General features: G+C 55.2%; 25 protein-coding genes. 15 read left to right on the top strand and 10 right to left on the bottom strand.

All coding sequences use genetic code 11. The annotated features are described in order from the left end of the window. Positions 1-82: 82 nt before the first annotated feature. From KCG46_RS02275 to KCG46_RS02260, 5 genes are all read right to left on the bottom strand, one after another. Positions 83-490, bottom strand: a complete 408-nt coding sequence (locus KCG46_RS02275; protein ID WP_255551725.1) for a DUF2793 domain-containing protein — start codon at positions 488-490, stop codon at positions 83-85. Then, positions 408-770: a terminase large subunit domain-containing protein gene (locus tag KCG46_RS12750; RefSeq protein ID WP_439648805.1), complete on the bottom strand. Its 363-nt coding sequence runs from the start codon at positions 768-770 to the stop codon at positions 408-410. Before KCG46_RS12750 ends, KCG46_RS02275 begins: the two co-directional genes overlap by 83 nt. A gap of 161 nt (positions 771-931) precedes the next feature. Next, positions 932-1414 carry a hypothetical protein gene (locus tag KCG46_RS02265; protein WP_255551724.1) on the bottom strand — a complete coding sequence of 161 codons (483 nt, stop codon included), beginning with the start codon at positions 1412-1414 and terminating at the stop codon, positions 932-934. 391 nt (positions 1415-1805) lie between these two features. Continuing rightward, entirely contained in the window at positions 1806-1940 is a 135-nt protein-coding gene (locus KCG46_RS12560; protein WP_255551723.1) for a hypothetical protein, read from the bottom strand. A gap of 139 nt (positions 1941-2079) precedes the next feature. Next, positions 2080-2235: a hypothetical protein gene (locus KCG46_RS02260; protein ID WP_218403722.1), complete on the bottom strand. Its 156-nt coding sequence runs from the start codon at positions 2233-2235 to the stop codon at positions 2080-2082. A 1-nt stretch (position 2236) separates the two neighbouring features. On the opposite strand from KCG46_RS02260, the gene KCG46_RS02255 reads away from it, so the two are divergent. Continuing rightward, positions 2237-3040: a DUF3800 domain-containing protein gene (locus tag KCG46_RS02255; protein WP_218403721.1), complete on the top strand. Its 804-nt coding sequence runs from the start codon at positions 2237-2239 to the stop codon at positions 3038-3040. A 174-nt stretch (positions 3041-3214) separates the two neighbouring features. Here the strand turns inward: KCG46_RS02255 and KCG46_RS02250 are convergent, their stop codons facing one another. Beyond that, positions 3215-4186 (bottom strand): IS1595 family transposase, encoded by a 972-nt coding sequence (locus KCG46_RS02250; RefSeq protein ID WP_218403720.1) that lies wholly within the window; start codon positions 4184-4186, stop codon positions 3215-3217. A 242-nt stretch (positions 4187-4428) separates the two neighbouring features. Here KCG46_RS02250 and KCG46_RS02245 point away from each other — a divergent pair, with 242 nt between their 5' ends. Beyond that, entirely contained in the window at positions 4429-5046 is a 618-nt protein-coding gene (locus KCG46_RS02245) for a YqaA family protein (RefSeq protein ID WP_218403719.1), read from the top strand. A gap of 15 nt (positions 5047-5061) precedes the next feature. On the opposite strand, the gene spt is transcribed toward KCG46_RS02245, so the two are convergent. Together spt and KCG46_RS02235 are read right to left on the bottom strand one after the other, a co-directional pair. Further along, a complete protein-coding gene (gene spt, locus KCG46_RS02240) occupies positions 5062-6297 on the bottom strand; it encodes a serine palmitoyltransferase (protein WP_218403718.1) in 1236 nt (411 codons plus the stop codon). A gap of 14 nt (positions 6298-6311) precedes the next feature. After that, entirely contained in the window at positions 6312-6554 is a 243-nt protein-coding gene (locus tag KCG46_RS02235) for an acyl carrier protein (protein WP_218403717.1), read from the bottom strand. 178 nt (positions 6555-6732) lie between these two features. On the opposite strand from KCG46_RS02235, the gene KCG46_RS02230 reads away from it, so the two are divergent. Beyond that, entirely contained in the window at positions 6733-7260 is a 528-nt protein-coding gene (locus KCG46_RS02230; protein WP_218403716.1) for a Pycsar system effector family protein, read from the top strand. Here KCG46_RS02230 and KCG46_RS02225 read toward each other — a convergent pair. Further along, positions 7257-7625: a response regulator gene (locus tag KCG46_RS02225; protein ID WP_218403715.1), complete on the bottom strand. Its 369-nt coding sequence runs from the start codon at positions 7623-7625 to the stop codon at positions 7257-7259. The two genes, KCG46_RS02230 and KCG46_RS02225, sit on opposite strands and share 4 nt — an antisense overlap. On the opposite strand from KCG46_RS02225, the gene KCG46_RS02220 reads away from it, so the two are divergent. From KCG46_RS02220 to KCG46_RS02200, 5 genes are read left to right on the top strand one after another with little or no spacing between them, the layout of a single operon-like run. After that, positions 7619-7969, top strand: a complete 351-nt coding sequence (locus KCG46_RS02220) for a DUF3572 domain-containing protein (RefSeq protein ID WP_369410152.1) — start codon at positions 7619-7621, stop codon at positions 7967-7969. The genes KCG46_RS02225 and KCG46_RS02220 overlap by 7 nt on opposite strands. Next, positions 7966-8595: an HAD family hydrolase gene (locus tag KCG46_RS02215; protein WP_218403714.1), complete on the top strand. Its 630-nt coding sequence runs from the start codon at positions 7966-7968 to the stop codon at positions 8593-8595. The genes KCG46_RS02220 and KCG46_RS02215 overlap by 4 nt, the downstream gene beginning before the upstream one ends. Then, positions 8592-9074: a RidA family protein gene (locus tag KCG46_RS02210; protein WP_218403713.1), complete on the top strand. Its 483-nt coding sequence runs from the start codon at positions 8592-8594 to the stop codon at positions 9072-9074. The genes KCG46_RS02215 and KCG46_RS02210 overlap by 4 nt, the downstream gene beginning before the upstream one ends. Next, positions 9044-9772, top strand: a complete 729-nt coding sequence (locus tag KCG46_RS02205; RefSeq protein ID WP_218405248.1) for a glycerophosphodiester phosphodiesterase family protein — start codon at positions 9044-9046, stop codon at positions 9770-9772. Before KCG46_RS02210 ends, KCG46_RS02205 begins: the two co-directional genes overlap by 31 nt. Next, positions 9769-10923: a GNAT family N-acetyltransferase gene (locus tag KCG46_RS02200; RefSeq protein ID WP_218403712.1), complete on the top strand. Its 1155-nt coding sequence runs from the start codon at positions 9769-9771 to the stop codon at positions 10921-10923. The genes KCG46_RS02205 and KCG46_RS02200 overlap by 4 nt, the downstream gene beginning before the upstream one ends. Here KCG46_RS02200 and KCG46_RS02195 read toward each other — a convergent pair whose 3' ends face one another. Then, on the bottom strand, positions 10924-11253 hold the full coding sequence (locus KCG46_RS02195) for an SEL1-like repeat protein (protein WP_218403711.1): 330 nt from the start codon (positions 11251-11253) through the stop codon (positions 10924-10926). 315 nt (positions 11254-11568) lie between these two features. Between KCG46_RS02195 and dksA the strand changes: the two genes are divergently transcribed. The 7 genes from dksA to kynU all read left to right on the top strand — a co-directional run bounded on the left by dksA (position 11569) and on the right by kynU (position 17281). Then, positions 11569-12027 carry an RNA polymerase-binding protein DksA gene (dksA, locus tag KCG46_RS02190; protein ID WP_218403710.1) on the top strand — a complete coding sequence of 153 codons (459 nt, stop codon included), beginning with the start codon at positions 11569-11571 and terminating at the stop codon, positions 12025-12027. A 239-nt stretch (positions 12028-12266) separates the two neighbouring features. Next, positions 12267-12644: a PilZ domain-containing protein gene (locus tag KCG46_RS02185; protein ID WP_218403709.1), complete on the top strand. Its 378-nt coding sequence runs from the start codon at positions 12267-12269 to the stop codon at positions 12642-12644. 71 nt (positions 12645-12715) lie between these two features. Beyond that, on the top strand, positions 12716-14185 hold the full coding sequence (locus KCG46_RS02180) for an ABC transporter substrate-binding protein (protein ID WP_369410151.1): 1470 nt from the start codon (positions 12716-12718) through the stop codon (positions 14183-14185). Between the two features lie 18 nt (positions 14186-14203). Beyond that, a complete protein-coding gene (locus tag KCG46_RS02175) occupies positions 14204-14620 on the top strand; it encodes a DUF4112 domain-containing protein (RefSeq protein ID WP_218403708.1) in 417 nt (138 codons plus the stop codon). 35 nt (positions 14621-14655) lie between these two features. Continuing rightward, positions 14656-15447, top strand: a complete 792-nt coding sequence (locus KCG46_RS02170) for a tryptophan 2,3-dioxygenase (protein WP_218403707.1) — start codon at positions 14656-14658, stop codon at positions 15445-15447. Next, positions 15444-16067 (top strand): arylformamidase, encoded by a 624-nt coding sequence (gene kynB / locus KCG46_RS02165; RefSeq protein ID WP_218403706.1) that lies wholly within the window; start codon positions 15444-15446, stop codon positions 16065-16067. The genes KCG46_RS02170 and kynB overlap by 4 nt, the downstream gene beginning before the upstream one ends. Further along, positions 16064-17281, top strand: a complete 1218-nt coding sequence (kynU, locus tag KCG46_RS02160) for a kynureninase (RefSeq protein ID WP_218403705.1) — start codon at positions 16064-16066, stop codon at positions 17279-17281. The genes kynB and kynU overlap by 4 nt, the downstream gene beginning before the upstream one ends. Positions 17282-17360 lie beyond the last annotated feature (79 nt).

Genomic DNA, 17360 nt, shown 5'->3' with positions numbered 1-17360 from the left:
CCGCTATAAGGTGCTCAACGGGGAAAAATCGAAGCCTGAATTGCAGATAATGCAAAAATCAGATCTCAAAAGTTCTGATTCGTTAGGTTGCGGATGTAAAAATTCCTGCATTTCGAAGCGCTTGAATTACCCCATCGACGGCACTTCTGGCTTCCTGATCAATCACCGCGCCACCAGTAGGCAGTTCCGGCTCAACAGGCGCCACCCAACTTGTCTTAAAGAGCAAGAATTGTTGGGCTGACCGGTCAAACACCCGCATGCCTTCTTTCGGTATCGAGTAATTCCACGCGCCTGAAATTCGCATTGCGATTTGATCATCTTTACCGGCCCAGTCGCCTGTTGCAGCAGGTGCAATCCTGAAAATTGCGCCGTCGCTTGAAGAGCTGGGAGGAGCCGAAAGACTATCGTCAACACCGAATTGGATTATACCATCGATCATCACAAACGCTTGATTGATGAAGAATTCTCTTTGAGCCTGTCCGGCAAGCATGGCTGTGCTGCGGCCCCCGCAAGGACTCAGGCTCGGCCGCTGAGAATAGCTGCGCCTGGGCCCCATTGGGCCACCGTAGCCTGCGCAAAGAGGCTTCGAAAACAGGTGCACGATCAGGCGGGGAACACGCAATGATGCCGCTCTCTCCTTCGACCATAACAGCTCGCGCTTCCGAAAGGGAAGCGGACACGAGCGCGATCCGTGCGTTGCAATTCGTTTCAGCAATATTGCGGACCCATTCTGCGCCAGCGCGCGTCTTACCAAACCCGCGCCCGGCCATGATGAGCCAAAGCCGCCAGTCTTCTGATGGTGGCAATTGCGCGGCGCGCGCTGACATCCCCCAATGATAATCAAACTCGGCCCTTTCAGCGCCATTTAGTGCCTCTGCGACACGCGATCGGACTCGTGCCGGTTGGTCTGCGAGCCAATCAAGCCCTGGTGTCACGTATCCGAACCTGCACGTTGCTTTTCAGCTTTTACTTTGAGCCGGATGCGTTCGACCTTTCGATCAATCGAAGCTCGAATTTCGGCTGCGCTCACATTGCGTTGTTCTGCTTGCGCCCGAATTGCGTTTTCGCGGTGCACATTGAGCAAGCGGATGGCGTTTGCGAAATCGTATTTGTCGGAATCTTCGGTCTGCTGGTCGCCTTCGCGAAGACGGCGCAGCACTTCCATTTCCAGATGGATGTATCCTTCCCAAAGTGCAGCGAGCCATTGGCGTGCAAATTCGGGTTCCTCGCGGCGCACTTTGTAGGCCCGGCTGGGGTTTATGTTAGCCTTGCGTGCCGATTCTGAAACGTTCGAGCTTTCTGCCAAATAGTCGAGAAATAGGCTGCGCCAATGGCGGTTCGGCTTTGTGCCGTCACCTTCTTTGAATTGCTTCTTAATCCTTGTGCGCTGCCTTCCCGCGGCGGCCATAAGCATTCTCCGATCCAGGAACGAAAAAGGCAGCGCCCCGAAGCGGGAAGCTGCCTGCTGGCGAATCGCTATTTTTGGCGATTGTGTATTTAACAAACCCACGGAACTGACGGGGACAAAGTCAACGGCGTTACCACTCGTTTAGCGTTAAATCAGAGCGTCTCGTCGTCGTTGCGATTCGCCCATCATGTGCATTGCTATAGGCTCAGCGTTACACTGTAGGAAACAGGTTTTTCACCAGATTGGTTATTTATCCTGTCCTACAGGATGCAAGACTGTTTAGAAGTATGTCCGGTTTTTAGGAACAAGTTGACACAGGAATCAACGTCTGATTCAAAGGAAAAAGGCCGCCGAGGTTTCCCCCGACGACCCCATTCAAGGTTTGAAGGTTTGAACGTTAGTTCTTTGGACCCTTCTTGCCCGTCTTGTATTGCTCAACGACAGTCGTGTGAGGACTGCGTTTTGCATGTGCCAGAGTCACGATGCGGCCTGAAATGGCGCTACGTGCCCGCTGGTGGGTGTTCTTGCTCATGGGATTTCTCCTTATTGAGCGCAAACGGTTGGTCCGTTCACCCGAAGACGCCGTGTGCGCCTCCCGCTGTCAAAGGCTCGACAGCGCCATAGGTGTTTGAACCGCCACCATGAATCCACGGCATGCAGCGAAATGCGAGTCAGTCTTTCATTTTATCCCCAGTGGGCAGAGGCTTGGTTAGCTTGCCGAGGCGATCCGCAAACCGTTTTTCGTCGTCGTCGCATTCGAGTTCGCGTGCGGCTTCTTTGAACTTATCGAGTTGACTCTTTTTGGCGTTGCTAGGATGTTCCGCCATAATGTTTATTCACCCTTCCAAGCGTTATCGTCTCTACATCGATGAAACTGGCACCCAATCACTAAAGAAAGCGCACATCGATAGGTTTCTTTGCCTGATGGGTATTGTGATGCTTCAGGAGACTCATGACAAGAGCTTCACCCAGACGGTCTTCGATTTAAAAACAGAGCTTTTCGATCATTCGCAAGAGAGCCCTGTCATATTACACCGCCGTGAAATGGTAAGGGGCGAAGCACCGTTTGAGAAATTGAAATCAGATCCATTTCTCGCGATGGAATTTGAGAGACGTTGGACTAAGGTTGTAGAAGAATCTGCATACTTAGCGATGGCCACTGCCATCGACAAAGATGCTCACGTAAAGAAGTACATCGTCTGGCAACATGATCCATATCATTACTGCTTGGAAATGTTGCTTGAACGTTTCGTGAAATGGTTGAAGCGCCACAATTTTCAGGGCGATGTCTTGGTAGAGTCGCGAGGTAAATTTGCCGACAAGAGGCTCAAGGCTGCTTATCAGCGCTTTTGGCAGCGTGGGAACTCTACGGTGACAGCTGAAACGGCGCAGAAGTACCTGACATCCAAGCATATCAAGTTTGGTCGCAAGGAGGATGATATCGCAGGCCACCAGCTTGCTGTTTCCCTCGCGCATCCCGTCCTTCGATATTTGAAAACGGAGAAACTCAATGAGCCACCTGCAACAGGATATGGTGCGAGGTTGGTTGACGTTCTCAAAGAGAGCAAGCTTGCAAGAAAACCCAAAACTGATCTGATTGATGGTTGGGGGCTAAAGTGGCTGCCGTCCTAACAGGAAAACGGGGGCCTAAAGCCCCCGCTGAACGCGTAACACGTTCTCCCTCCGACCGCAGCCGGATTAGCTAGATAGTAGGAATCGTCGATTCCTACGTCAAGAACGAATTTGAAGTTATCACCTTAACGGTTCGTTCGCCACCTACCCTTGCGCCGGAATCGTCTTTTGGATTTAGGCGCTTTGAAGGCTGTCAGTTGACCCATAGGTCAATCGCTTGCCACTGATACCCTTTATCGCCGCCGCGCTCCGACCACGATCATTCACGCCGTTGGCCTCGCGGTTGTTATAGCGGAACTCAAATTCAGCGAGGTAGCGGTGCAGGTGGTGTTCCTGACAATGCTGGTACACACCGCGCATACCGCGCTTGAATATCGAGAACGCGCCTTCAACCGTGTTGGTGTGAATGGTGCGATCTTCGGGGCTTACGTACTCAGCGCGGCCATGGTTGGTAGTGCCATGCTCGGAGAACTCGCGGCCCACAGTGCGGTACACGAGGGCTTCGTCCGTCATTAGGCGGGCTTCGCGGGCGATGTTGTCACGTACAATCGGGTGGATTTCATCAATGGATGCACGGTCAACCTGAAACCACTTACTCTGACCGCTGTCACGGTCAACGAGCGCAACAACCGCCTGCTTGTGGCTCACACCCTGCTTGATGGGGAAGTCGCGCTTGTAGCCGATATAGGTCTCGTCAACTTCAACCGCGCCGCCGCCAGAACCGAACGGCTGCGCCAGATCACCGGAGCGCATAGCTTCACGAATGCGGTGCGAGAGGAACCACGCGCTCTTGTACTGGACTTCGAGAACGCGGCTAAGCTGGTGGGCGCTGATACCCTTCTTGCTCGATACCATCAGGTGAACCGCCTGTAGCATCTTGGTAAGGGGCAGGCGGGCGTGTTCAAACACGGTGCCAACTTTCACGGTGAACTGCTTACGGCATTCGCCGCACTTTTTCAGACCGTGGCGAACCTTGCCTTTAGGGTGCTTTTTGCTCGGCTTGGTGCGAACGCCCGACAGATCGTACACACGACCGCCGACAACACCGCACTTTGGGCAGGCAATTCCGTCCGCCCACACGATGCTCTCAAGGTATTCAAACGCCTTGGCTTCGTCGTGGAAATGGGGGCTGGATAGTACCGACATGGTTCGTTGTTCCTTTCCCCATTCTTATACGGAGAAAGGTTGGGTTTGTAAAGTACACAATCGCCCTATTTTTCGACTATGCCCCTCTCTAACCAGAGAGCGTGACAATGTCAATGACAAAGTACCAAATAGGTTCGTTATTTGGCGCTTGCACCCTTTGGGAGGCTCGCCTAACCCCTTGCCTCACCACCGGATAGGAACATTCGATTTTGGCTTGGCTGCGTGCATTATACGATTGGACAATGGAAAAAGCGGCACACCCGAAAGCGGTGTGGTGGCTCGCTTTCTTCTGTTTCATCGAATCCAGTTTCTTTCCGATTCCGCCGCATCCCCTTTTGGGTTTGATGTGTCTGGCCGAGCCCAAGAAGGCGATCCGTTTTGCCGTGATTGCTACGGTCTCATCTGTGCTTGGTGGACTGCTTGGGTACGCGATCGGCTACTTCCTTTATGAAGCCGTGGGCGCATGGATGATCGGAATGCTCGGGCTGACCGAAAGCTTCCCCGTGGCGGCCTGCTATATTCGCGAGCAGGGGGCGCTTGCTGTCTTTTTCGCCGCAGGCACACCCGTACCATTCAAACTCATGACGATTACCGCAGGCTTCATCGAAATGAACCTGCTGACTTTCACGCTGGCCGCAATCGCTGGCCGCGCGCTGATATTTATGATTGTCGGGATTCTGTTTCAGGTCTTCGGCGCGCCGATCAAAGCTATTATCGATAAGTATCTCGGCGCAGTCACGACGGTATTTGTCGTGCTTGTCGTCGGAGGCTTTATAGCCTTCACGCAGCTGGCCGGCGGAAACGACGATGCAACGTCAGAAAACGCCTGCGATGCTGTGACTGAGGTGCGCGGTGCCTAAGGGTCGAAGCTAAAACTAGCTGATAATGCCGACAGCTTTGCCGGCACGTTCAAACATTGCAAGGATCGTTTGGACTTCCTCGGCGGAGTGCTCGGCGCATAGCGAACAGCGCAGTAAGGTCATACCCGCTGGCGTCGCAGGCGGGCGCGCCAGATTGACGTACAGTCCTTCTTTTAGCAGAGCCTCCCACATCATGGCCCCCTGCTGCAGGTCTGGCATAATCACTGCAATGATCGCGCTCTGAGCCTCTGGTGTCCCCAGTTCAAAACCTAGATCACGCAGGCCTTTGTGCAGGACTTTCGAATTCTCCCAGAGATGCGCCCGCTTGTTCGATCCATGCATCAGCTTGCGGATCGACGTCGCAGATGTAGCAACAACGCTCGGCGGGAGACTGGCCGTGAATACATAGGGACGACAGACGAGCCGCATGATTTCGAATTTCGGGTGGTTGGAAACGCAAAAGCCACCAACCGTTCCTACGCTTTTTGAAAACGTGCCAATGATGAAATCGCAATCGTCCATGACGCCTTGCTCTTCGGCGACACCGCGCCCGTTCTCACCGATGAAGCCCATGGAGTGAGCTTCATCCACTAGTACCATGGCGCCGTACTTCTTGGAGATTGCAATCATCTCTTTGAGCGGGGCAACGTCACCCATCATCGAATAAACACCTTCGAGGATGACCAGTTTGCCAGCACCTTCGGGGATGCGGCGCAGGCGCTTTTCCAGTGCTTCGATATCGTTGTGGCGGAAAGGCACGATTTCGGCATTGCCCATCGCACAACCGTCATAGATCGATGCATGGCTATCAATATCGAGGATGACATAATCGCCCTTACCAGCGATCGTCGAGATGATCCCAAGATTGGCCTGATAACCGGTTGAGAACACCATGGCATGGTCCATGCCGTAAAACTCTTTGAGCGCGTCTTCGCACTCTTTGTGGCCTTGAAACGTGCCATTTAGAACGCGGCTGCCGGTTGTTCCGGACCCGTAATCAGCGAGCGCTTGTTTTCCCGCATCGAGGACGTCGGGGTCAAACGTCATACCCATATAATTGTATGTGCCGAGCAGGATCGTATCGCGCCCGTTGCAAATTGCGCGGGTTGGCGAGAGCACCTTTTCCATGACCAGATTGTACGGGTCTTCGACGCCGCTCGCGAGCAATGTCTCCCGGGTCTGGATGATGTCATCGAATTTTGAGAACAGATCGCCTTTTGGCGCGGTGTCTGTGGTCGCGTTTTCAGTCATGGGCAGCGCCTTTATCAGCTATCCTGCAATTTGTGGACCGCAGCTACCAACTGGCCGTAACTCTCAATCTCGGCTTGCTGGTTCATGCTGATGATGATGTCGAATTCGTCTTCGATTTCTGCGACGAAATCCATCACCGTCAGGCTGTCGAATTCCAGATCATTGGCGAAGGTTGTGCCTTCTGCGATCTCGACGCCCTTTTTGTTGAACGGTTCGATCAGGGCGCGGACGCGCGTATCGACTTCGGCTTCGGTCATGATGAAATGGGTGCTTTCATTTTAGAATTCTGGCGATGCTTGCCAAAGGAATACGGCTGCAAAGCGGCTGCGGATGCCGCTTGTCAAGTTTTCACGCCGCTGGCACACCGTCTGGGGAATGCGATTTTGGGGGTGAATTGGCGTGAAGCAAGGTGACCGCAATAGTTCGAAACCACAGATGGAGGAACACGATATTCCGATAGCATTCTCGGATAATGCGATCCATCTGGCACGCACAGCGCAATTGAATACGCTCACATTGTCTCAAATGGCAGATCAGAAAGCCAATATCCTGATCGGCGCGACCTTTGTCGTCTTCTCGCTATCTGTCACTCGCCTTTTGGGGAGCGAAATTACTCTAGCGACTGTTTGTCTAGCGCTAACGGCCTTTGTTTCGTCTCTGTTTGCGGTTCTTTCGGTGCTGCCGAGTACCGGACGAATTCCCCGCGACGATCCGAATTTCAATATCCTCTTCTTCGGCCATTTCACTGGTATGGACGAGGAAGAATGGAAGCGCCGCTTACTCAATGATTTTGGCGATGATGAAGCGGTGTTCCGCGCAATGCTGCGTGATATTTATCAGAACGGGCAGGTGCTCTATGGCAAGAAATACCGGTATCTGGCCTATGCGTATCGCATCTTTCTGACCGGCCTGTTTATCACCATGGTTGTCTATGCCAGCGAGTACGCGGCCTCGCTCTACTAGGCGGGAAGCAGTGCTTTCACTGCGTTCATGAACGGCATAATTGAAACCGGCTTGGACAGATAGCCGGACGCGCCAGCCGCCCGGATACGCTCCTCGTCACCCTTCGCCGCAAACGCAGTCACGGCTAGAACAGGGATTTGAGCAAGAAGCATGTCCTTTTGAGCCGCCTCGATAAGGTCGACACCAGAAATTCCGGGCAACTGAATATCCATTATGATCAGGTCCGGCGTGATCGAGCGTGCCGTCTCGAGCACGCTTTCGCCGTCAGCAATCGGCTCCACTTCAAAGCCGTTGGCTTTCAGAACATCGCAGAAGAGTTTTCGGTTGAGGTCATTATCCTCGACAACCATTATTCGCTTTGCCACTGCTTGCCCCGATCACTTTAGTTTCCGCCACCTACCCTGACCAAGAGGCCGCTACAATCCCGCACATGGACGACCCTTCGCCAAGCCCTTCGCCATTGTCTGCAAGCACTCTTGCGCTGGCCGTTCTCGGCTGGGTGCTAGAGAATGATGATCGTGCGGAACGATTTTTGAGCCTGACGGGTTTAACGCCTGATACATTACGCGCTGGTTTGGATGATCCGTCTATTCTGGCTGCGCCACTCGACTTTCTTGCCAACCACGAACCCGATTTGATCCGTGCTGCAGAGGCTTTGGCCGTTACGCCAGAAGAACTGATCGCCGCCCGCCAGGAGCTTTCCCAATGAGTCGCCCCCTAATCATTTCTGACTGCGACGAAGTGCTGTTGCACATGGTCGTCCCGTTCAAAGAATGGCTTGCCGAAAGTCAGGGCATCACTTTCAACCTTGATGGGGCGAACTTTGGTGAAGCATTGCGCTGGAATGACAGCGGAAAACTGCTTGAGGCAAACGAGGTATGGCGGATGCTTGGTGGCTTTTTCGATACTGAGATGGGCCGACAAATGCCAATTTCCGGTGCGGTTGAATCGATAAACGCTTTGTCAGAACATGCCGATATCGTGATCCTGACCAATCTGGTCGACAAGCGCCGCGATATGCGGACAGATCAATTGGCAGAGCATGGCATCATCGCGCCGGTCTATACCAATCAGGGGCCAAAGGGTCCGATGCTGGAAAAAATCCTAGCCGAACATTCGCCCAGCCGCGCTTTCTTCATTGATGATCTGCCGCAGCATCATTTGTCGGCATCCGAGACGGTGCCTGAAGTTGTGCGCCTGCATATGTGCGGGGAACCGAGCATCGCGCATGCAATCGATTGCGCGCACAAGGCGGGGCATGCCGACGCAAGGATCGACGCCTGGTCCGAAGCATTGCCTTGGCTGATGGGTAAATTAGAGGAGATCCCCGCATGAGCATCGAAGCACGATTGAACGAGCTTGGCATAACTTTGCCGCAGGCGGCCGCTCCGGTCGCAAGCTACCAACCGGTCGTAGTGCACGGCGGCTTTGCGCACGTTTCAGGGCAGCTTCCCTTCATCGACGGAGAGCTAGCAACAGGACGTTTGGGTGAAGACGTCGATCTTGATGGCGGCATGGCGGCCGCGCGTGCATGCGGCTTGATGATCCTTGCGCAGCTGAAATCCGCCGGCTTGTTGGAAAAGGTTGAGCGGGTCGTAAAGCTTGGCGCTTTTGTAAGCTCGACTGCCGATTTTACCGACCAACCAAAGGTCGCCAATGGTGCCTCTGATCTTATGTTCGATGTCTTTGGCGAAAAAGGTCGCCATTCGCGTGCAGCGGTTGGCGTTCCTGTGCTGCCGCTTGGTGCTGCCGTTGAAGTTGATGCCGTGATCGCTGTGTCTGAATTGAGGGTCGCCGCATCTCTGGCTGGTTAACAGCTTGGGACTATGCCCATCGCGGCCTGCACGGGAAGGGCGTACCGGAAAACTCTCTTGCTGCTGCTGAAGCTGCGATAGCGGCTGGGATGGGTATCGAATGTGATATTCAGCGCAGTGCAAACGGCGATGCAATTGTGTTCCATGACTGGGAAACAGACCGGCTGACAGGTGTACGTGGTGCGACCACGGAGCTAAGCACGGTAGCGTTGAAGGAGCTTACGTATCATGGGACTGAAGAAAGCCCCGCGACACTTCCCGAATTTCTTAGCGCAATTGGCGCGCGGGTACCGCTGCTGATCGAGATTAAATCCAGACCGGGCTACGATGTAGAAGCAACTTGCGAGGCGGTAAAAGACGCATTGGCTGATTACCTTGGTGATCATTCAGTCATGAGTTTTGACCCCGCCGTGGTGATCTGGTTCCGAAAGCATTCTCCAGCGACATGCGCAGGCCTTGTCATGCGCGAAGACGAGCACGGCTATACGCAAACAAAGAAGCAGCGGCTTGACGCATTCAACGCCGCCAAGCCCGATTTCCTAGCCTACCATATCGCCGCATTGCCGAACGATTGGGTAATGGGATTGCGCCAAAGCGGACTGCCGATCCTCAGCTGGACGGTAAACTCATCCGAGACACGTAAACTTGCATTGGCCAATGTTGATGCGCTGGTGAGCGAAGGCAACGGCCTTCCATGAGTGATACCGAACCTGCCAAAAGCGAATTGACGGTCAGGCTTGGGCCCTCGGTTGGTTCATTCGATCGCGATGATTGGAATGCGCTTGAGGGGGCAGGCAATCCTTTCGTGTCCCATGAATTCCTTACCGCAATGGAGGATTCTGGCAGCGTTGGTAAAGGCACCGGCTGGGACCCTGTCCCGATTGTAATCACCGATGCCGCAGGCAAATTGATGGCAGCGATGCCCAGTTATGCCAAGGGTCACAGCCAAGGTGAGTTTGTATTTGACCACGCCTGGGCAGACGCGCTGCACCGTGCTGGCGGGCAGTATTACCCAAAGCTGCAAATCGCTGCGCCGTTTACGCCTGCCAATGGGCCGCGCTTGTTGTTGTCTGATCGGGCGCTTGCGCCGCATTTGCTCAAAGGAGCGGAAGCGGTCTGTTTGAAAAACAATCTATCGTCTGCACATGCGACCTTTATCGACCCGGATCAGGTCCCGCTGTTTGAAGCAGGTGACTGGCTCATACGGGATGATATCCAATTTCACTGGCTCAACCGCGATTATGACAGCTTTGAAGGTTTCTTGGGTGCACTGACGTCGCGCAAACGCAAAGACCTTAGGAAAGAACGCGCCAAAGCGCTGGAGGGTTTGCGGATTGAGCGGCTGCAAGGCGATGAGATCAAGCCAGAACATTGGGACGCATTCTGGATTTTCTACCAGGACACCGGCGCGCGCAAATGGGGCACACCTTATCTGACGCGTGAAGCGTTTACTCTGTTGGGTGAACGCATGGGTGAGGCCATCGTGCTCATTTTGGCATTCGACGAAGACGTGCCGATCGCCGGGGCACTCAATTTTATCGGGCCAGAAGCAATTTATGGCCGGTATTGGGGGTGCACAAAGGATGTGCGCTTCCTGCATTTCGAACTGTGTTATTACCAAGCCATCGACATCGCTATCGATTTGGGCCTGCCAAGGGTCGAGGCAGGCGCACAGGGCGGGCATAAACTCGCTCGCGGGTATGAGCCTGTGCAGACACATTCTGCGCATTGGCTGGCTGAACCCGGTTTTAAAGCCGCAATCGCCGATTACCTAGAGCGCGAGCGCGAAGGTATTGCGACTGATCAGATATTTCTTGATCAGCGAACACCGTTCAAGAAAGGCAATTAGTCAGGCAGCCTGACGACGCTCGTCTGCTAGCCATTGACGCGCGCGGCGCTGTGCTTCGGCGATTTCGCGGGCGGTCATCTCATCAGACACGTCAGCGCGGCACCAGCCAGCTTCTTCGTGACCACGTGATGCGGCGATGTTGAACCACTTATGTGCTTCGATCAGGTCGCTGGTCACACCATTGCTGCCTGTCGAGAAGGCAACGCCAAGGTCAAACAGAGCGGCGGTATCGCCATTTGAAGCAGCGGCCAGGCACTTCGCCACAACCATATCGACTTCGGCGCTGTGGGCGGTTTCAAACTCGCCTCCGTTTAGCGGTGTCAGTTTCATTTCTCATTCCCCGTTACTGTGTCGATCCACCCCCTTGCGGATCGGGCAAACACAGAAGTCGCGGATCATGGTCAACAAATGGTTAACGCCGTTAAACCTTTTACATAACTTTGCGCCGGACGTGCTCTGGCCAGAATTGCGAATCGTACGAATTTGCCGAATGCGAGCGGTCCTATCGCAAAGCGACTTGTGCCCCAGCGGCAGCTTCCCTATAGGCCCGCCAAGCAATGAGTTGTTGGGGTTGAAAACGCATTGAGTGAGTCAGGCGTTTTGATGGGGCAGTCTCGCGGGAAGTGATTGGGGTAAGAGGATCACATGGCCACGGCGGTGTCTAAAGAAACTGAAATTCTCGAAAAAGCTAAGTCTATGTTTGCGCCGGACTACAGTCCGAGCGAGGACGAAGTTTATATGAGCGACAAGCATGTGGCTTATTTCCGAATGCTGTTGATCGAATGGAAGCTTTCGATCCGCGATGCTGCTGACCAGACTTTGCAATCATTGGCTGACGGACCAATCCGCGAAGCTGATCTCAACGATCGCGCATCGAGCGAAACCGACTGGGGCATCGAACTGCGCACTCGTGATCGTCAGCGCAAACTCGTGTCTAAAATCGAATCCGCTCTTCGCCGGATCGACGAAGGCGAATACGGCTATTGCGAAGTAACTGGCGATCCGATCGGCTTGAAACGCCTCATTGCGCGACCGGTCGCCACTATGACTGTTGAATCGCAAGAAGCGCATGAGCGCCGCGAAAAAGTCTCTCGCGACACCTAAACGCGCGAGTAGAATGGCAACGGCGCGAATACGCGTATACCGCCAGAACCAATTTACCGCATGAGCCGGTCCCGTCTCAGTTTGGGACGGGTGACGCTTCGCTCTGTCCGCAGCGTACAATTTTTACGAAGCGTTTACCTCGAAATACTAGCCCCATCTCAACCGGTGCACGGGGTCCGTTCGAAAGAGCGAGCGCCAACCGAACGATTAGTTTGAAGCGCCAAGGAGGCGAACCAATTATGTCAGCTGTTGAAACAAGGACGGTCACTCGCGATAGCCTGTTCCTGCTTGCCAGCATTCGGGTGGAACAGGATGAGGAAGCGCATAAAGTGCGCGTTCGTAATCTGTCTGACGGGGGCATGATGGGCGAAGGAAACCTTCGCGTAAAACGCGGCAACCGGCTCCAGATAGAATTGCGCAATATCGGCAAGGTCGAAGGCAGCGTTGCTTGGGTGCAGGACAACCGTTTTGGTATCGCATTCGATGAAGAAGTCGAATCGCAGCTCGCCAGAAAACCGTCAGGCGAGGCCAGCTCTCTTACAGAGCGCAAAAGCGAGAATTCATGGGCGCATCGCGCCCCTCCTGCGCCGACACCGCAATCGCTTCGCAAAGTCTGAGCGATCAACGCTGATGATTGTGCCCGTCTGGGGCACTGACCTTGAGGTTACAAGCTGCTAGGCAAAGCAGCGTGAAAAGATTCTCTGTCCTGCTTGCGCTTGGTCTGGCGCTTGGTTCCTGCGGTCCATCGACCGGCTCGGGACCTGTTGACGTGGCAATAGTGGGTGAGCCGGAAAGCCTCTTTCAACAAGGCATTCGCCTTTCTCCCGCGGCTCAGCACGTTCGTGCAGCTTCCTTTGAGGGGCTCGTCGCGCTCGACCCGGCAGGTCAAATCGTTCCCGCGATTGCAGAGCGCTGGATTGTGACCGATGACGGTCGCAGTTACATTTTCCGATTGCGCAACACATCGTGGCCGGACGGCGCAGACATCACAGCGAATGATATCCGGGCGTTGCTCCGCGACACTATTTCACGCCTTGAAGGCACATCGCTAGGATTGGATCTGGCGAAGGTGGTCGAGGTCCGGGCAATGACTGGCCGGGTCGTTGAGGTCCGTCTTTCCAGTCCAATGCCAGAATTTTTGCGGTTGCTCGCACAGCCGGAATTAGGGTTCGTAAAGAACGGCAGCGGGGCAGGGCCGATGGTTGCCTCTCGCGATGGAGAGGCGTCTATTGTCCGACTGAGCGCGCTGCCGCCTGAGGCGCGCGGGTTCCCTGCAAGAGAAAACTGGGAAGACCTTGCCCGAACACTGACTGTCCGAGCGCTGCCTGCTGAGGCGGCTGTAGAGGCGTTCACCAATGGCGATATCGATCTGCTTTTAAATGGACGGCTCTCCAGCTTTCCATTGGCGCAGCTTGGCCCGCTTTCGCGCGGAGCGATCCAGGTTGATCCCTCAATCGGAATGCTTGGACTGGCGATTCGCAACGATGGCGGCTTGCTTAGTGACCCTGCGCGGCGCGAGGCACTTTCAATGGCGCTTGATCGCTCCGCTTTGATCGAGCCGTTCGGCCTCGGGGGTTGGCAGCCGACAACATGGATTATCCCTCCGAGCTTATTTGCCGAGCCACCTTATCCCGACACGCGCTGGCCTGATTTGTCGATTGAAGAGCGCCAACGCATGGCGTCGCAAAGGATTGCCGCATGGGAAGCGGCGAGCGGAGAGGGCGCTGAACTGCGGATTGGCCTGCCCGCTGGGCCAGGCAGCGACCTGTTGTTTGAACAATTGCGTGATGCCTGGGCGGCTATCGGTGTAATCTCTGTCAAAGTTGCTCCGGGCGCGGGGGCTGACCTAGAATTGCGGGACAGATTGGCTCGCTATACGTCGCCGCGCTGGTTCCTGAACCAGTTCAATTGCGAGCTTGAAATCGGGCTTTGCTCACCGGAGGCTGACGCTTTGGTGCGCGAATCCCTCTCTCAATCTGATCCATTTTCCAAACAGCAAGTCCTAGCTGAAGCCCATGCCGAACTGGTCCAGCAAGAGGTGTTTATCCCGCTGGGTGCTCCTGTGCGCTGGGCGCTCGTGCGCGGTGCTGTAGACACGTATCAGGCGAACCAGTGGGGCCTGCACCCCTTGTTCCCGCTCTCACAACCCACCACATAGAGGGTATAAGGAGATCGCATGGACGGCCCAGAACGCCCGCAAACCCTCAATCTGCAATTGCCGACCGGCACAGATCCGGCCTCTATCCGAGCCCGCGTCGAAGCGGTTGAATTGCTGCTTGAACGGAGCATGCGGATACCGGGTATCAACATGCCGATCGGGCTTGATGCAATTATCGGCCTCGTACCGGTAATCGGCGATATCATTACGACAGCGCTGGGTGCCTATATCGTGTGGGAGGCGCGCAATCTTGGCCTTTCCAAATGGCACCTGACGCGCATGGGCGCGAATGTTGCGTTCGATACGGTCCTTGGACTCGTTCCGGTGGTCGGAGACGCGGCTGACTTTATGTTCCGGTCTAACACGCGCAATCTGCGCATCATCAAAAAACACCTTGATAAGCACCATCCCGAAACGCGCGTAATCGAGGGATAGTTTCCCTCGGCGCGTCTCGGCGCTAGAGCGGCCGCATGTCCAACAAAGTTACATATTCGAGCTATCTTGATCTCGGCAAAATTCTTGACGCGCAGCACCTCGGTTCAGGCGCGCATGACGAGATGCTTTTCATCGTGGTCCATCAGGCGAGCGAGCTATGGCTAAAGCTGTGTCTGCATGAGCTGACCGAAGCGCGTGAATGCGTCGAATCTGACAACCTAAGGCCGGCGTTTAAAATGCTTGCACGGGTTGCCCGAGCCCAGCAGCAGCTCATCCAAAGCTGGGATGTGCTCAGCACCATGACACCGCATGATTATTCGCGGATCAGGCCGCATCTCGGTGCCTCCAGCGGGTTCCAGTCACCTCAGTATCGCATGATGGAATTTATGCTGGGCGGGCGCGATGAAAAGCACATTCGCCTACACGAGAAGACCGGCGATTGGGCGAGCCGATTGAGCCACGAAGTCACCCGCGACAGCCTTTATGACAGCGCAATCCGGCTGCTCCAACGGCGCGGATTTGAGATCGACCCTAAAGTGACAGAGCGCGACCTAAACGCTCCGTACACGCACAATTCCAGCGTCGAGGAGGCGTGGGCGACGATCTACCGCGACCCGCAGGAGCATTGGGATCTGTATGAGCTGGCCGAAAAGCTCGTCGACCTCGAATACCATTTCCAACGCTGGCGGTTTGGCCATCTCAAAACTGTAGAGCGAATTATCGGTTTCAAACGCGGCACCGGAGGGACGCCGGGCGTGCCGTATCTGGAAGGAGTGCTGAAGCAGGCATTTTTCCCGGAGCTGCTAAGCGTCAGGACCGCGATATGAGCCGTATCTGGGATATTTCCCAAAGATTGCGCCCGGATTTGCCGGTTTGGCCCGGCGACACCGCGTTTGGGCATAAGCGGACTTGGCAGATGGAGGAGGGCTCTCCTGTCAATGTTTCGGCGGTGACGCTCTCCACTCATACGGGCGCGCATGCCGATGCGCCGCTGCATTATTCGCCGGTCGCGTCTGATATCGCGTCGGTCTCGCTTGAGCCGTATCTGGGCGAGTGTCTGGTGGTTGATGCGCGGTCTTCGGGGGCTCTTATAGACGTCGCTGATTTGCCGGAAATAGAGGGCACAGAACGAGTCCTGTTTCGCACCTTTGATGTGTTCCCGCATCATGTTTGGGAAGAGGATACGACTGCCATCGCGCCCGAGACGATCGAGTGGTTGGCGTCACGAGGAGTCAAATTGGTCGGCCTCGATGGGCCTTCGATTGATCCGCAATCTTCCAAGGATATGCTCGCGCACAAAGCGGTGCTCAAAAATGACATGCGCATTCTCGAAGGGCTGGCGCTCGATGAAGTGCCGCTGGGTCGTTACGAGTTGATTGCGCTGCCTTTGCCGATTGTCGGCGGCGATGCATCGCCAGTGCGCGCTATTTTGAGAGAACTGCCATGATGGACCGCGCCAAAGCGCTGGATGCTGCCGATCCGCTAGCCGCATTTCGCGAGAGCTTTATCCTTCCTGAAGGGGTTATTTACCTAGACGGCAATTCGCTCGGCGCGTTGCCCAAGGCCACAACTGCTGCAATGACGCGGGTGGTTGAGAAGGAATGGGGTGAAGGGTTGATCCGCAGTTGGAACGATGCCGACTGGTTCGCAATGGGCACGCGCGTTGGCGCCAAAATCGCTCCACTTATCGGCGCAAAGCCGCATGAAGTGATCGCCTGTGACACGGTGAGCGTGAACCTGTTCAAGCTGATTTCCGCCGCGCTCGCGATGCGTCCGGGCCGCAAAGTGATCTTGTCCGAACCCGGCAATTTCCCGACTGATATCTATATGATCGAAGGGCTAGAGCGTCAGGGACTAGCCACCCAGCGGCTGGCCCCACGGGATCAGATTATGGACGCGCTGGACGATGACGTCGCGCTGTTGATGCTGACCCATGCGCATTACAAAACGGGCGAGCTGTTCGACATGGCGGCTATGACCAAAGCCGCGCATGATGCGGGCGCGCTGGTCCTTTGGGACCTTTCGCATAGCACCGGCGCGCTGCCGGTGGATTTGAACGGCGTGCACGCGGATTTCGCCACGGGCTGCGGTTACAAATATCTCAATGGCGGCCCCGGTGCGCCGGCCTTTGCCTATGTCGCTGATCGTCACCACGCTGACTTCGCACAACCGCTCACCGGCTGGTTCGGCCATGCGCGTCCGTTTGCTTTTTCAGACGAATACGAAGCCGCGCCCGGCATCGAGCAATTGCAGTGCGGCACAGCGCCCATTCTTGGCCTAACCGCGCTGGAAGTGGGTGTGGACCTGATCGCAGAAATCGGTGTGGACCGGCTTTATTCCAAATCCCGCGCGCTGTCCGAATTCTTCCTTGAATGCATTGTCGAACGCGGCCTTGACCTCGATCTGGTCAGCCCGTCCGAAAGCACCGCACGTGGCAGCCAGCTAAGCTTCCGACACGATAACGCCTATGCGCTGTGTCAGGCTCTGATCGCGCGCGGCGTGATCGGTGACTTCCGCGATCCCGACATCCTGCGGCTGGGCTTTGCACCTGCATATCTGCGGTTTGAGGATATGGCGGAGGCTGCAAAGCATTTGGCTGAGGTTATTCAAACCGAAGAATGGCAGCGGGATGAGTTTAGCCAGCGGGCTGCGGTTACCTGAGCTGCTCATAAAATCCGCTAGACTTATCATTTGATATGGCGAGCATTCGCCACGTCACTATGAGCCTCCTCTTTCAGGA

The sequence above is a fragment of the Erythrobacter crassostreae genome, assembly GCF_019204045.1.
Taxonomy (GTDB): domain Bacteria; phylum Pseudomonadota; class Alphaproteobacteria; order Sphingomonadales; family Sphingomonadaceae; genus Erythrobacter; species Erythrobacter crassostreae.
Note: the sequence above shows the minus strand (reverse complement) of the source record. Positions and strands in the feature narration are given on the sequence as shown.

Coding starts and splice junctions, on each gene's coding strand:
- KCG46_RS02175 (WP_218403708.1), top strand. CDS start 14,204: ATGGACGGCCCAGAACGCCCGCAAACCCTCAATCTGCAATTGCCGACC.
- kynB (WP_218403706.1), top strand. CDS start 15,444: ATGAGCCGTATCTGGGATATTTCCCAAAGATTGCGCCCGGATTTGCCG.
- KCG46_RS02255 (WP_218403721.1), top strand. CDS start 2,237: ATGTTTATTCACCCTTCCAAGCGTTATCGTCTCTACATCGATGAAACT.
- KCG46_RS12750 (WP_439648805.1), bottom strand. CDS start 770: ATGGCCGGGCGCGGGTTTGGTAAGACGCGCGCTGGCGCAGAATGGGTC.
- KCG46_RS02260 (WP_218403722.1), bottom strand. CDS start 2,235: ATGGCGGAACATCCTAGCAACGCCAAAAAGAGTCAACTCGATAAGTTC.
- KCG46_RS02195 (WP_218403711.1), bottom strand. CDS start 11,253: ATGAAACTGACACCGCTAAACGGAGGCGAGTTTGAAACCGCCCACAGC.
- KCG46_RS02235 (WP_218403717.1), bottom strand. CDS start 6,554: ATGACCGAAGCCGAAGTCGATACGCGCGTCCGCGCCCTGATCGAACCG.
- KCG46_RS02185 (WP_218403709.1), top strand. CDS start 12,267: ATGTCAGCTGTTGAAACAAGGACGGTCACTCGCGATAGCCTGTTCCTG.
- KCG46_RS02230 (WP_218403716.1), top strand. CDS start 6,733: ATGGAGGAACACGATATTCCGATAGCATTCTCGGATAATGCGATCCAT.
- KCG46_RS02245 (WP_218403719.1), top strand. CDS start 4,429: ATGGAAAAAGCGGCACACCCGAAAGCGGTGTGGTGGCTCGCTTTCTTC.
- KCG46_RS02215 (WP_218403714.1), top strand. CDS start 7,966: ATGAGTCGCCCCCTAATCATTTCTGACTGCGACGAAGTGCTGTTGCAC.
- KCG46_RS12560 (WP_255551723.1), bottom strand. CDS start 1,940: ATGAGCAAGAACACCCACCAGCGGGCACGTAGCGCCATTTCAGGCCGC.
- KCG46_RS02275 (WP_255551725.1), bottom strand. CDS start 490: ATGCTTGCCGGACAGGCTCAAAGAGAATTCTTCATCAATCAAGCGTTT.
- KCG46_RS02265 (WP_255551724.1), bottom strand. CDS start 1,414: ATGCTTATGGCCGCCGCGGGAAGGCAGCGCACAAGGATTAAGAAGCAA.
- KCG46_RS02250 (WP_218403720.1), bottom strand. CDS start 4,186: ATGTCGGTACTATCCAGCCCCCATTTCCACGACGAAGCCAAGGCGTTT.
- dksA (WP_218403710.1), top strand. CDS start 11,569: ATGGCCACGGCGGTGTCTAAAGAAACTGAAATTCTCGAAAAAGCTAAG.
- KCG46_RS02200 (WP_218403712.1), top strand. CDS start 9,769: ATGAGTGATACCGAACCTGCCAAAAGCGAATTGACGGTCAGGCTTGGG.
- KCG46_RS02170 (WP_218403707.1), top strand. CDS start 14,656: ATGTCCAACAAAGTTACATATTCGAGCTATCTTGATCTCGGCAAAATT.
- KCG46_RS02210 (WP_218403713.1), top strand. CDS start 8,592: ATGAGCATCGAAGCACGATTGAACGAGCTTGGCATAACTTTGCCGCAG.
- spt (WP_218403718.1), bottom strand. CDS start 6,297: ATGACTGAAAACGCGACCACAGACACCGCGCCAAAAGGCGATCTGTTC.
- kynU (WP_218403705.1), top strand. CDS start 16,064: ATGATGGACCGCGCCAAAGCGCTGGATGCTGCCGATCCGCTAGCCGCA.